The organism is Streptomyces sp. NPDC002577, from assembly GCF_053594815.1.
Genome location: NZ_JBSFWK010000040.1, coordinates 1 through 12,719 on the forward strand (window position 1 = coordinate 1; position 12,719 = coordinate 12,719).

Consider the following 12,719-nt stretch of genomic DNA (forward strand, 5'->3'; position numbering starts at 1 on the left):
TTTTGGCACGCTGTTGAGTTCTCAAGGAACGGACGCTTCCTTTGTACTCACCCGAGAGACTCTCTCAGGCTTTCCTCCGGGCGCTTCCCTTCGGTGTTTCCAACCTTACCAGATCCGTTTTCCGTTCCGTTCCCGGTCGGAATTCATTTCCGGTGGCCGTTGGAGGGCCTTTTGCCTTTGGTTCGCCTTGCGGCTTCCCTTTCGGCGGATCCGACTTTATCAGAGGTTCTGAGTCGAATTTTCCGCCTCGTCCGCGATGCCCCTTGGCTCACGAGTGTGCCGGGTGCCCCGCTGGCGGAGCCGTAAACGTACTGGAGCGGGGTGCCTCGATGCAAATCGAGGCACCCCGCTCCTGGCCGGAGTCCGACGGACCGTCAGACGTCCACAACCACTGGGAGAATCATCGGGCGTCGGCGGTAGTTGTCCGAGACCCACTTGCCCAGCGTGCGGCGGATGAGCTGCTGCAGCTGGTGGGGGTCGACGACGCCGTCCTGGGCCGTACGCTCCAGGGCCTCCCGGATCTTCGGGATCACGTCGTCGAAGGCCGAGTCCTCGATGCCGGAGCCGCGGGCGTGAATGTGCGGGCCGCCGGTGACCTTGCCGGTGGTGGAGTCGACCACGACGAAGACCGAGATGAGGCCCTCTTCGCCGAGGATGCGGCGGTCCTTGAGCGAGGTCTCCGTGACGTCGCCGACGGAGAGGCCGTCCACGTAGACGTAACCGGCCTGGACCTTGCCGGAGATCTTCGCCTTTCCCTCGACGAGGTCGACGACGACGCCGTCCTCGGCGATGACGATCCGGTCGTGCGGGACGCCCGTGAGGGCGCCGAGCTCGGCGTTGGCGCGCAGATGGCGCCATTCACCGTGGACCGGCATCAGGTTCTTGGGTCGGCAGATGTTGTAGAAGTACAGGAGCTCGCCGGCCGAGGCATGGCCGGAAACGTGCACCTTGGCGTTGCCCTTGTGGACGACGTTGGCGCCCCAGCGGGTCAGCCCGTTGATGACGCGGTAGACCGCGGTCTCGTTGCCCGGGATGAGCGAGGACGCGAGGATCACCGTGTCGCCCTGGACGATGCGGATCTGGTGGTCGCGGTTGGCCATGCGGGACAGGGCCGCCATCGGCTCGCCCTGGGAGCCCGTACAGACCAGCACGACCTCGCTGTCCGGGAGGTCGTCGAGCGCCCTGACGTCGACCACCAGGCCGGGCGGGACCCGCAGGTATCCGAGGTCGCGTGCGATGCCCATGTTGCGGACCATCGAGCGGCCGACGAAGGCGACCCGGCGGCCGTACTCGTGGGCCGCGTCCAGGATCTGCTGAATGCGGTGGACGTGGCTGGCGAAGCTGGCGACGATGATGCGCTTGCGGGCTCCGGCGAAGACCTGACGCAGCACGTTGGAGATGTCGCGCTCGTGTGGCGTGAAGCCCGGGACCTCGGCGTTCGTCGAGTCCGACAGGAGGAGGTCGATGCCCTCCTCGCTGAGCCGCGCGAAGGCGTGCAGGTCCGTGAGGCGGTTGTCCAGCGGGAGCTGGTCCATCTTGAAGTCGCCGGTGTGGACGACCATGCCCGCGGGCGTACGGATGGCGACGGCCAGCGCGTCCGGAATGGAGTGGTTGACCGCGACGAATTCGCAGTCGAAGGGTCCGATGCGCTCGCGGTGGCCCTCGGCGACCTCGAGTGTGTAGGGGCGGATGCGGTGCTCCTGGAGCTTGGCCTCGATCAGGGCGAGGGTCAGCTTGGAGCCGATCAGCGGGATGTCCGGCTTCTCGCGGAGCAGGAACGGCACGCCGCCGATGTGGTCCTCGTGGCCGTGTGTGAGGACGATGCCCTCGATGTCGTCGAGGCGGTCCCTGATGGACGTGAAGTCCGGGAGGATCAGGTCGACTCCGGGCTGCTCCTCCTCGGGGAAGAGCACTCCGCAGTCGACGATCAGCAGGCGGCCGTCGTACTCGAAGACGGTCATGTTCCGGCCGATCTCGCCGAGGCCGCCCAGCGGGGTGACGCGGAGGCCCCCTTCCGGCAGCTTCGGCGGTGCGCCGAGTTCAGGATGCGGATGACTCAAAAGACTCTCCTACCCATGCGCGCCACGTACCGGTCGGGCACGTGGCGCGCATGACGTTCGTGCATGTGTGTATGGATGGAAGCCAGGTCCCTGACCTGCGCATTCTGCGTATTCAGTTATGAAGTCTGTGGTCAGAGCTCGTGATCAGAGCTCTACCCCGCCGGCGTCGAGGTCGACCTTGAGCTGGGCGGTTTCCTCGGGCGTCAGCTCGACGAGGGGCAGACGCAGCGGTCCGGCGGGCAGGCCCTGGAGTGCGAGTGCGGCCTTGGTCGTGATGACGCCCTGCGTGCGGAACATGCCGGTGAAGACCGGGAGCAGCTTCTGGTGGATCTCGGTGGCCTTCTGGACGTCGCCGTTCGTGTGGGCGTCGAGCATGGCGCGCAGCTCGGGCGTGACGACGTGGCCGACGACCGAGACGAAGCCGATGGCGCCCACGGAGAGCAGCGGCAGGTTGAGCATGTCGTCGCCCGAGTACCAGGCGAGGCCCGAGCGGGCGATGGCCCAGCTGGCGCGGCCGAGGTCGCCCTTGGCGTCCTTGTTGGCGACGATGCGCGGGTGCTCCGCCAGACGCACGATCGTCTCGGTGTTGATCGGTACGCCGCTGCGGCCCGGGATGTCGTAGAGCATCACGGGCAGCTCGGTGGCGTCGGCGATCGCGGTGAAGTGCCGGTAGAGGCCTTCCTGCGGCGGCTTGTTGTAGTACGGCGTGACGGTCAGCAGGCCGTGAGCGCCGGCCTTCTCGGCGGCGCGGGCCAGCTCGATGCTGTGGTGCGTGTCGTTCGTGCCGACGCCGGCCACGACGTGGGCTCGGTCGCCGACGGCCTCCAGTACGGCTCGTACGAGCTCGGTTTTCTCCGCGTCGCTGGTGGTCGGGGACTCGCCGGTGGTGCCGTTGACGACCAGGCCGTCGTTGCCTGCGTCCACCAGATGGGCGGCGAGCCGCTGCGCGCCGTCGAGGTCGAGTGCGCCGTCCGCCGTGAACGGCGTGACCATGGCGGTGAGGACCCGCCCGAAGGGGGTCTGCGGAGTAGAGGTCGGAGCCATGGGTAACACGCTACTCGCTGCTCAGCGCGGGGTCCCCCCTCGGGGCATGCGACAAGTCGCTACATATGTGGAGCCCGGCACTGCCTGCTCGGGGGTTCAAGCAGTGCCGGGTCCGTTTGATCAGGCTAGATGAACTTCGCTAAATGCCGCAATACGGACACTTCACTCGGCTGATGCGCACATCTGTACCGGCATGCCCTGTCGTGTCCCCCGCGCCAGTAATCGCTAGGGAGCCACGCGTCCGTTGGCGTTGAAGGCCGCGTACGTGAGCGGCATGAGCTTCGCCCACTCCGCCTCCATCTTCTCGCCGACCATCTCGATCTCCCGCTGCGGGAAGGACGGGACCTTCGCCAGCTCGTGCTGCGTACGCAGGCCGAGGAAGTGCATCAGCGAGCGCGCGTTGCACGTGGCGTACATCGACGAGAACAGGCCGACCGGGAGGACCGAGCGGGCCACCTCGCGCGCCACACCCGCCGCGAGCATCTCCTGGTACGCCTCGTACGACTCGCGGTACGAGTCCTCCATCACGCGGCCGACGAGCTCCTGCTGCGCCTGGGTGCCCTCGACGAAGACGTACTTGCCGGGGCGGCCCTCCTGGACCAGCTTGCGGGACTCGTCCGGGACGTAGAAGACGGGCTGCAGCTCCCGGTAACGCCCGGACTCCTCGTTGTACGACCAGCCGACGCGGTGGCGCATGAACTCGCGGAAGACGAAGATCGGGGCGCTGATGAAGAACGTCATCGAGTTGTGCTCGAAGGGGCTGCCGTGCCGGTCCCGCATCAGGTAGTTGATCAGGCCCTTGGAGCGCTCCGGGTCCTTCTTCAGCTCGTCCAGGGACTGCTCCCCGGCGGTGGAGACGCGGGCGGCCCACAGCACGTCGGAGTCGCTCGCCGCGTGCTTCACCAGCTCCACGGTGACATCGCTGCGGAAGCTGGGCTTGGGGTCGTCTGCGGGGGTGTCGGTCACGGCTCGGAGGGTCCTTCCATCACTTCTCTCGGGCGGCGCCCACTCTACGGCCCGGCTCTGACAACCGGCCGATCCAGGAGTGCCGCGACATTCGGCGTCGAACTTCGGAGAATTCCCCAAATCAGGGCACCATGGGAGATCGCCGAGCGTCTGTGTAGGTAGCAGCGTTCCGTTCGATTCATCCGAGGAGAAGCACCACCCATGTTCCGTCGGCGCGAGCCCGTCCCGTTCGCCTTCATCGCCGAAGCCGGCAAGTTCCGCAGCAACGTCACTCCCCCTCCCCGCGAACGCGTCAGCGCCGGCCAGGTCGCCGGACGGACGCTCATCGGGCTCACCGTGGTCGCCGGGCTCGTGGGCTCCCTGCTCTTCGGGGTGCCCGCACTGTCGGCCGACCAGTCGCCTGCGCATACGCAGCAGTCCGAGGCGTCCCAGGGCCGCTGACGCGACCTGACCCGCCTGAGCGGCGTGGTACGTACGCCCCTGGGCCCCCTTGGGCCCTCCATGGCCCCCACGGGTGGTAGGCGGGGGCGCGGCTCGGTAGCCTCCTCGGGCACAGACCCGTGCGTGATCGAGTGAGGAACAGTCGTGCCCCTGCCCTTCCTGACCGCAGACCGCGCGTTCGACGAGGCAGCCGGCGATGTCGCGCTGCCCTTCGACGACCGCGACCGGTGGCGGCGCCCCTACCGGCCGGGGCCGTGGCGTGTGGGTGCCGCCGCGCTTCTGCTGCTGCTGGCGTCCTACGTCCTCGTCGCCGCCGTGATCATCACCTTTGCCGGCCAGTCGTCGGGCGGCTCCGCCTGCGGGGCTCTGGCCCTGCTCATCATCGTGAGTGCGCTGCGGCTGCTGCGGGTGGGCACATGGGTGAGCGCGCACGGTCTGCGCCGTGTGCGCTTCTTCGTCACCCGGACGGTGCCCTGGGCGCAGGTGGCGGGCGCGCGGACGGTTCAGCAGCCGGTGCGCTGGCTGGGTCTGCCGCGGACCGTGCAGGGCCAGGCCCTCGTTCTCGTACGCGCGGACGGCGAGCAGGAGCCGCTGCTCACCACTCACGACGCCGACTTCCTGGCCCGCCTCGAGGCGTTCGACCGGGCGGCCGACTCCGTCGAGGCCTGGGCTTACGAGTACCGGGCCTAGGGCCGTCAGGCCCGCGGCGCCGCCAGGCGGTCAGACCCTGATCTGCTTCCCGTCGTGCAGGGCGATCGCGCGCTGCATCGCCTTGCGGGCTCGCGGGGTGTCGCGGGCGTCGTGGTAGGCGACCGCGAGGCGGAACCAGCAGCGCCAGTCGTCCGGTGAGTCCTCCGTCTCGGCCTTTCGCTTGAGGAACACGGCGTCGGCCGAGTCGCGGTCGATGCGGCCGCCGGGCGTACGGACGAGCTCGTCCACGGGCAGGCCGCCCTCGGCGTCGAGCTCGGCGGCGAGCCGGTTGGCCCTCTGCACGAACTGCGTGTTCTTCCAGAGGAACCACAGGCCGATGACCGGCAGGATCAGCACCGCGACACCGAAGGTGACGGTGAGCGCGGTGCCCTGCTGTATCAGCATCACGCCGCGGCTGCCGACCAGGACGAAGTAGACGACCAGGACGGCAGCCGTGACGAAGTAAGTGATCTTTGCGCGCATCTCTTCAGCTCTTGCGTCGGATGGGCTCGTGCGTCAGCCGAGGTCCAGGAAGTTTTCCAGGCCGAAGGTCAGGCCCGGAGTGGACACCACGCGGCGGACGCCGAGCAGGATGCCCGGCATGAAGCTGCTGTGGTGCAGCGAGTCGTGGCGGATGGTGAGCGTCTCGCCCTCGCCGCCCAGCAGCACCTCCTGGTGTGCGAGGAGGCCGCGCAGCCGGACCGCGTGCACGGGGACGCCGTCGACGTTCGCGCCCCGGGCGCCGTCGAGCGCGGTGACCGTGGCGTCGGGCTGGGGCGCGCTGCCCGCCTGCGCACGGGCCGCGGCGATGAGCTGGGCCGTGCGTGTGGCGGTGCCGCTGGGGGCGTCGGCCTTGTTCGGGTGGTGCAGCTCGACGACCTCGACGGACTCGAACAGCGGCGCGGCGATCTGCGCGAATTTCATGGTCAGGACCGCGCCGATGGAGAAGTTCGGCGCGATCAGCACGCCGGTCTCCGGCGACGCCGCCAGCCAGGTGTTCAGCTGCGCGAGGCGCTCGTCGGTCCAGCCCGTCGTACCGACGACGGCGTGGATGCCGTGCCGTACGCAGAAGTCGAGGTTTTCCATCACCGATGCGGGCGTGGTCAGCTCGACGGCGACCTGGGCGCCGGTCTCCGCCAGCGTCTCGAGCTTGTCGCCGCGGCCCAGGGCCGCGACCAGTTCCATGTCCTCGGCGGCCTCGACGGCCTTGACCGCCTCGGAGCCGATACGCCCCTTGGCGCCGAGTACCGCCACGCGCAGCTTGCTCATCCCATGTTCCTTACGTTCCTGACGGGAGCGGGGAGCCCCCCGTACGGCGATCAGGCGATCAGGGGACCGCCATCACGGCGGTCCCGGGCCGCACACCGCGCGGCCCGGAAACCGCCCTCAGCGCGGTCAGGAGACCGCTTCCTGCAGACGCGCGGCCTGCTTGTCCTTCAGCGGGCCGATGACCGACAGAGACGGCCGCTGCCCCAGGATGTCGCGAGCCACCTCGCGGACGTCGTCCGGGGTGACCGTCGTTATGTTCGCCAGCATGTCGTCGACCGACATCTGCTCGCCCCAGCACAGCTCGCTCTTGCCGATACGGTTCATGAGCGCGCCGGTGTCCTCCAGGCCGAGGACGGTGGAGCCGGAGAGCTGGCCGACGGCGCGGGTGATCTCCTCGTCGGACAGGCCGTGCTCGGCGACGTGCTCGAGCTCGTCACGGCAGATCTTGAGCACGTCGTGCACCTGGCTGGGCCGGCATCCGGCGTAGACGCCGAAGAGACCGCAGTCCGCGAAGCCCGAGGTGTACGAGTACACGCTGTAGGCCAGGCCGCGCTTCTCCCGGACCTCCTGGAAGAGGCGGGACGACATGCCGCCGCCGAGCGCCGTGTTGAGCACGCCCATGGCCCAGCGCCGCTCGTCGGTGCGGGCGAGGCCCGGCATACCGAGGACGACATGGGCCTGCTCGGTCTTGCGGCCGAGCAGTTCGACGCGGCCGGCGGCACGGATCGCCTTGTGGCCCTCACGCGGGCCGAGCGGTTCGGCCGCGGTCCCCGAGAGGGCTCCGGCCTTCTCGAAGGCGGTGCGGACCTGGCGTACGACCTTGGCGTGGTCGACGTTGCCCGCGGCCGTCACGACCAGGTGCGTCGGGTCGTAGTGGCGCTTGTAGAAGCGGCGGATGCGGTCGGCCGTAAGGGCGTTGACCGTGTCGACGGTGCCGAGGACCGGGCGGCCGAGGGGGGTGTCACCGAGCATCGTGTGCGCGAACAGGTCGTGGACGCAGTCGCCCGGGTCGTCCTCGGTCATCGCGATCTCTTCGAGGATGACGCCGCGCTCGGCGTCGACGTCCTCCTCCTGGATCAGGGAGCCCGTCAGCATGTCGCAGACGACGTCGATCGCGAGGGGCAGGTCGGTGTCGAGCACGCGCGCGTAGTAGCACGTGTACTCCTTCGCCGTGAAGGCGTTCATCTCGCCGCCGACCGCGTCGATGGCGGCGGAGATGTCGAGCGCGCTACGGCGTGACGTGCCCTTGAAGAGGAGGTGCTCGAGGTAGTGGGTGGCGCCGTTCAGCGTCGGGGTCTCGTCGCGGGAACCGACGTGCGCCCAGATGCCAAAGGTCGCGGAGCGTACGGAGGGCAGGGTCTCGGTGACGACGCGCAGGCCGCCCGGCAGGGTCGTACGGCGGACCGTGCCGATGCCGTCCTTGCCCTTGAGGAGGGTTTGGGTACGGGCGACGGCCCGCGCCTCCGAAGAGGTGCGGGCCGTCGCCTTGGAGCTACGGGACGTCACTTGTCGGCGTCGTCCTTCTTCTCGTCAGAGCCCGCGGCGGAGCCGCTGTCGGACTCGGTCTCGCCCTCGATCACGGGGATGAGGGAGAGCTTGCCGCGGGAGTCGATCTCGGCGATCTCGACCTGGACCTTCTGGCCCACGCCCAGCACGTCCTCGACGTTCTCCACGCGCTTGCCGCCGGCGAGCTTGCGGATCTGCGAGATGTGCAGCAGGCCGTCCTTGCCGGGCATCAGGGACACGAAGGCACCGAAGGTGGTGGTCTTCACGACCGTGCCCAGGTAGCGCTCGCCGACCTCCGGCATCGTCGGGTTGGCGATGCTGTTGATCGTGGTGCGGGCGGCCTCGGCGGCCGGGCCGTCGGAGGCACCGATGTAGATGGTGCCGTCGTCCTCGATGGTGATCTCGGCGCCCGTGTCCTCCTGGATCTGGTTGATCATCTTGCCCTTGGGGCCGATGACCTCGCCGATCTTGTCCACGGGGATCTTGACGGTGATGATCCGCGGGGCGTTCGGGGACATCTCGTCCGGGCGGTCGATCGCCTCCATCATCACGTCGAGGATGTGGAGACGGGCGTCGCGGGCCTGCTTGAGGGCCGCGGCCAGGACGGAGGCCGGGATGCCGTCCAGCTTGGTGTCCAGCTGGAGGGCGGTCACGAACTGCTTCGTGCCGGCGACCTTGAAGTCCATGTCACCGAAGGCGTCCTCCGCACCGAGGATGTCGGTGAGGGTGACGTAGTGCGTCTCGCCGTCGATCTCCTGGGAGATCAGGCCCATGGCGATACCGGCGACGGGGGCCTTCAGCGGCACACCGGCGTTCAGCAGCGACATGGTGGAGGCGCAGACCGAACCCATGGACGTCGAGCCGTTGGAGCCGAGGGCCTCGGACACCTGACGGATCGCGTACGGGAACTCCTCGCGCGTGGGCAGCACCGGCACGAGCGCGCGCTCGGCCAGGGCGCCGTGGCCGATCTCGCGGCGCTTCGGGGAGCCGACGCGGCCGGTCTCACCGGTGGAGTACGGCGGGAAGTTGTAGTTGTGCATGTAGCGCTTGCGGGTCACCGGGGAAAGGGTGTCCAGCTGCTGCTCCATGCGGAGCATGTTCAGGGTGGTGACGCCCAGGATCTGGGTCTCGCCACGCTCGAACAGGGCCGAGCCGTGGACCCGCGGGATCGCCTCGACCTCGGCGGCGAGCGTACGGATGTCCGTGACGCCGCGGCCGTCGATGCGCTTCTTCTCCTTGATGACGCGCTCACGGACCAGGGTCTTGGTCAGCGAGCGGTACGCGGCGGAGATCTCCTTCTCGCGGCCCTCGAACTGCGGGATCAGCTTCTCGGCGGCAAGGCCCTTCACGCGGTCCAGCTCGGCCTCGCGCTGCTGCTTGCCCGCGATGGTGAGCGCCTGGGCGAGCTCGTCCTTGACGGCGGCGGTGAGCGCCTCCAGGACGTCGTCCTGGTAGTCCAGGAAGATCGGGAACTCGGCGGTCGGCTTCGCGGCCTTGGCAGCGAGGTCGGCCTGGGCCTTGCAGAGGACCTTGATGAACGGCTTCGCGGCCTCCAGACCGGCGGCGACGACCTCCTCGGTCGGCGCCTCGGCGCCGCCCTCGACGAGCTTGATCGTCTTGTCGGTCGCCTCGGCCTCGACCATCATGATCGCGACGTCGCCGTCCTCCAGGGCGCGGCCCGCGACCACCATGTCGAAGACGGCGTCCTCGAGCTCGGTGTGCGTCGGGAACGCGACCCACTGACCGCGGATCAGCGCGACGCGGACGCCGCCGATCGGGCCGGAGAAGGGCAGACCGGCCAGCTGCGTGGACGCGGACGCGGCGTTGATCGCGACGACGTCGTACAGGTGGTCGGGGTTGAGCGCCATGATCGTCGCCACGACCTGGATCTCGTTGCGCAGGCCCTTCTTGAAGGACGGGCGCAGCGGGCGGTCGATCAGACGACAGGTGAGGATGGCGTCCTCGGAGGGACGGCCCTCACGGCGGAAGAAGCTGCCGGGGATCTTGCCGGCGGCGTACATCCGCTCCTCGACGTCCACCGTCAGGGGGAAGAAGTCGAGCTGGTCCTTGGGGTTCTTGGAAGCTGTGGTGGCCGACAGCACCATGGTGTCGTCGTCCAGATACGCCACGGCGGAGCCGGCGGCCTGCTTGGCCAGGCGGCCCGTCTCGAAGCGGATGGTACGGGTGCCGAAGGAGCCGTTGTCGATGACGGCTTCGGCGTAGTGGGTCTCGTTCTCCACCAGCGGAATCTCCTCGTTTTCGTCCCCGAGCCCGTGTGGCGGGGGACGGTGGCGGAGAAGCGCGCCTTGTGTGCTGGCCGGTCTTCGATCGAAGCACCCGGGGATTGGGTCCGGGGGCCACTACCGAGGACCGGCGGCGGCTAGGGCGCTCCTCCTCGTTGTGTGGTGCGTGGCCGTACGCTGCGTCGCGCCGCGTACGCCCCATGTGCGATTCGTATTGCGTTGTGAAGCCAGCCTACAAAGTCGCAGCGACACTCCGCACGTACAGCAAAGGGAGCGGCCCCCTGTAGTGGGAACCGCTCCCTTCACGGCGTCTTACTTGGCGCCCGCCGCACCGCGGCGGATGCCGAGGCGCTCGACGAGCACGCGGAAGCGCGCGATGTCCTTCTTGGCCAGGTACTGCAGCAGGCGGCGGCGCTGGCCGACCAGGATCAGCAGACCACGACGGGAGTGGTGGTCGTGCTTGTGGGTCTTGAGGTGCTCGGTCAGGTCCGAGATGCGGCGGGAAAGCAGCGCGACCTGGACCTCGGGGGAGCCGGTGTCGCCCTCCTTGGTGCCGAACTCGGTCATGATCTGCTTCTTCGTAGCGGCGTCGAGCGACACGCGTACTCCTCGTAGTCTTTTCGTGGCCACCGAGTGCCCCTGGTCCACTTCTCAGGGGAGCTTCCGTGACTCGGGAGGCGGGGCTCGCTGGGCGCGGCCTCCAGACACCGGCGCCTGGTGGGGTGCCTGGGTGGTCCGGGGGTGCGTACACAAACGGCCGTCACACAGGGTACCAGCCCGGAAGTGGCCGGTTTCTCCCCCGTGGCCCGCCGCCGCGGCGGACGGTCCTCAGACGCCGCCGCGGACCTTGCCGTAGACGTCGAGGACGGCCAGGCAGACCGGGACCAGGGAGAGCAGCACCAGCGAGTCCGCGAGATCCAGCATGCGGCCCCAGAAGGGGGAGAGCCCCTTCTGCGGCACGATCAGGGCGATCGCGATCAGGAGCAGCACGCCGGCCGCGACCGAGGCGCCGATCCACAGGGTCCGGATGTCGACGGGACCGGTGTTGCCCTTGGCCAGTTCGACGAGGATCTCCATCGGCGGCGAGATGGCGAGGCCGAGCACCAGCAGACCGAGGGTGACGACACCGGCCACGAACAGGCAGGTGACCTGGGCGGTGTAGCGGAACAGGCGCGCCCGCAGCATCGCGGCGAGGCCGGTGCACAGGGCCAGCAGCTGGGCCCAGCCGCTGTCGCTGAAGCCGAGCACCGCGCCGCCCGCGCCGATGACGACGGCGGCGCAGCCGCCGACCAGTCCGAGCAGCAGTTCGTGGCCCCGGCTGGTCTGGGCGACGATGCGCTGGATGTCGACGGCCTCGAGGTCGCCCTCGCGGCCTTCCCGGCGGGCCCGGGCCAGGTCCTCGGGGTTGCGGAAGCCGATCGGCAGCTTGGCGAAGCGGGCCGACCAGCCGGGCAGGAAGCCGACGACGGCCAGGGCGACGACCGATGTGCCGGCGGCGATCTCCCGCGGCTGCGCCTCGGTGAGCACACCGCAGAACACGGCGAGCGTGCCGATGGCGGCGGCCAGCGCGGCGGCCACGAAGGGGGCGTCGCCCTGCGGCAGCAGCATGATCAGCACGACCGAGAAGATCAGTACGGCGACGCAGCCCACGAGGAACTGGAGCCTGCCGGGGCCTTCACCCGCGTCCTGGGGAATGGCACCGGAGCCCGCGATGAGCGCGTGGGGCAGCGCGGAGACGCCCAGCGCCACGGCGGAGCCGCGGTCCTCGTACACCCGGGCCCGTACGCCCGCGAGGGCCGTCAGGGCCAGTGCGGTCACGCCGGCGAGGATGCCCTGGAAGCCGTGCATGTCGTGGCGTATCGGGTCCGCGAACCAGAAGACGAAGCCGAGCATGATCAGCAGCAGCGAGCCGGAGACGAGACCGGCCACCCGCATCAGGTTGTCGTTCCAGCTGCGGATGTCCTGCTTGACCGCGGCGGCGATCGCGTCCACCACGTCGTCCTGGACGGCCGGCGGCAGCGAGTCGGCGAACGTGCGCAGCAGCAGCACCTCGCCGTCCCTGACCCGGTGCTCGACCAACGAACGGCTGGCGTCGAGCACTTGACCCTCGCGGCGTACGAGGTGGTAGCCGGCGGGGCTGGTGTCCGACTGGACCAGGCCCGAGAGTCTGACGATCTCAGGAAAGAGGTCCTGGATCGGCAGGTCCTCCGGCAGCGCGACATCGACACGGCTGTCCGGTGCTGCGATGGTGATTCGGCAGAATCCCGTCGAAGTCCCCGTGCTCACCTGGTAGTTCCCCCTGCTAGACAAGGCTCCTTCACGCCGTTCATACGACGCGGAGCGCCACCCTATCCGTTGCGCCACCGGGGACAGGGCCTGCCTCCCTCATTCCTCCCAGGACCCCCTCGGCATCTTCATGCGCCTGACTCCCTTGCGCACGGGGCGCATCAGTAGGATCGACGCCTACGCGGACGACGCCTACGCGAACAGACACGTCGCG

11 protein-coding genes are annotated in these 12,719 nt (G+C 69.1%); 2 read left to right on the forward strand and 9 right to left on the reverse strand.

The annotated features are described in order from the left end of the window. Positions 1–374 precede the first annotated feature (374 nt). From ACWD4J_RS33850 to thyX, 3 genes are all read right to left on the reverse strand, one after another. Positions 375–2,060, reverse strand: a complete 1,686-nt coding sequence (locus tag ACWD4J_RS33850) for a ribonuclease J (RefSeq protein ID WP_451399315.1) — start codon at positions 2,058–2,060, stop codon at positions 375–377. Between the two features lie 144 nt (positions 2,061–2,204). Continuing rightward, positions 2,205–3,104 (reverse strand): 4-hydroxy-tetrahydrodipicolinate synthase, encoded by a 900-nt coding sequence (gene dapA, locus ACWD4J_RS33855; RefSeq protein WP_451399316.1) that lies wholly within the window; start codon positions 3,102–3,104, stop codon positions 2,205–2,207. 225 nt (positions 3,105–3,329) lie between these two features. After that, positions 3,330–4,070: an FAD-dependent thymidylate synthase gene (thyX, locus tag ACWD4J_RS33860; RefSeq protein ID WP_451399317.1), complete on the reverse strand. Its 741-nt coding sequence runs from the start codon at positions 4,068–4,070 to the stop codon at positions 3,330–3,332. 201 nt (positions 4,071–4,271) lie between these two features. On the opposite strand from thyX, the gene ACWD4J_RS33865 reads away from it, so the two are divergent. Together ACWD4J_RS33865 and ACWD4J_RS33870 are read left to right on the forward strand one after the other, a co-directional pair. After that, positions 4,272–4,511: a hypothetical protein gene (locus ACWD4J_RS33865; RefSeq protein ID WP_451399318.1), complete on the forward strand. Its 240-nt coding sequence runs from the start codon at positions 4,272–4,274 to the stop codon at positions 4,509–4,511. Positions 4,512–4,655: 144 nt separating this feature from the next. Beyond that, positions 4,656–5,201, forward strand: a complete 546-nt coding sequence (locus tag ACWD4J_RS33870; protein ID WP_451399319.1) for a PH domain-containing protein — start codon at positions 4,656–4,658, stop codon at positions 5,199–5,201. A 30-nt stretch (positions 5,202–5,231) separates the two neighbouring features. On the opposite strand, the gene ACWD4J_RS33875 is transcribed toward ACWD4J_RS33870, so the two are convergent. From ACWD4J_RS33875 to eccD, 6 genes are all read right to left on the reverse strand, one after another. Further along, positions 5,232–5,684, reverse strand: coding sequence for a hypothetical protein (locus ACWD4J_RS33875; RefSeq protein WP_451399320.1), 453 nt, complete (start codon positions 5,682–5,684; stop codon positions 5,232–5,234). Between the two features lie 33 nt (positions 5,685–5,717). Then, complete coding sequence (gene dapB, locus ACWD4J_RS33880) at positions 5,718–6,470, reverse strand: 4-hydroxy-tetrahydrodipicolinate reductase (protein WP_451399321.1); 753 nt, start codon at positions 6,468–6,470, stop codon at positions 5,718–5,720. A 126-nt stretch (positions 6,471–6,596) separates the two neighbouring features. Continuing rightward, positions 6,597–7,976, reverse strand: coding sequence for a M16 family metallopeptidase (locus tag ACWD4J_RS33885; RefSeq protein ID WP_451399322.1), 1,380 nt, complete (start codon positions 7,974–7,976; stop codon positions 6,597–6,599). Further along, complete coding sequence (locus ACWD4J_RS33890) at positions 7,973–10,216, reverse strand: polyribonucleotide nucleotidyltransferase (protein WP_451399323.1); 2,244 nt, start codon at positions 10,214–10,216, stop codon at positions 7,973–7,975. Before ACWD4J_RS33890 ends, ACWD4J_RS33885 begins: the two co-directional genes overlap by 4 nt. A 315-nt stretch (positions 10,217–10,531) precedes the next feature. Beyond that, positions 10,532–10,819, reverse strand: coding sequence for a 30S ribosomal protein S15 (gene rpsO, locus ACWD4J_RS33895; protein ID WP_451399324.1), 288 nt, complete (start codon positions 10,817–10,819; stop codon positions 10,532–10,534). Between the two features lie 228 nt (positions 10,820–11,047). Then, positions 11,048–12,505 carry a type VII secretion integral membrane protein EccD gene (gene eccD / locus ACWD4J_RS33900; protein WP_451399388.1) on the reverse strand — a complete coding sequence of 486 codons (1,458 nt, stop codon included), beginning with the start codon at positions 12,503–12,505 and terminating at the stop codon, positions 11,048–11,050. Between the last annotated feature and the right edge of the window lie 214 nt (positions 12,506–12,719).

What these genes read in the sequence shown, in the direction of transcription:
- dapB (WP_451399321.1), bottom strand. Translation starts at nt 6,470, where the DNA reads ATGAGCAAGCTGCGCGTGGCGGTACTCGGCGCCAAGGGGCGTATCGGC.
- dapA (WP_451399316.1), bottom strand. Translation starts at nt 3,104, where the DNA reads ATGGCTCCGACCTCTACTCCGCAGACCCCCTTCGGGCGGGTCCTCACC.
- ACWD4J_RS33865 (WP_451399318.1), top strand. Translation starts at nt 4,272, where the DNA reads ATGTTCCGTCGGCGCGAGCCCGTCCCGTTCGCCTTCATCGCCGAAGCC.
- ACWD4J_RS33875 (WP_451399320.1), bottom strand. Translation starts at nt 5,684, where the DNA reads ATGCGCGCAAAGATCACTTACTTCGTCACGGCTGCCGTCCTGGTCGTC.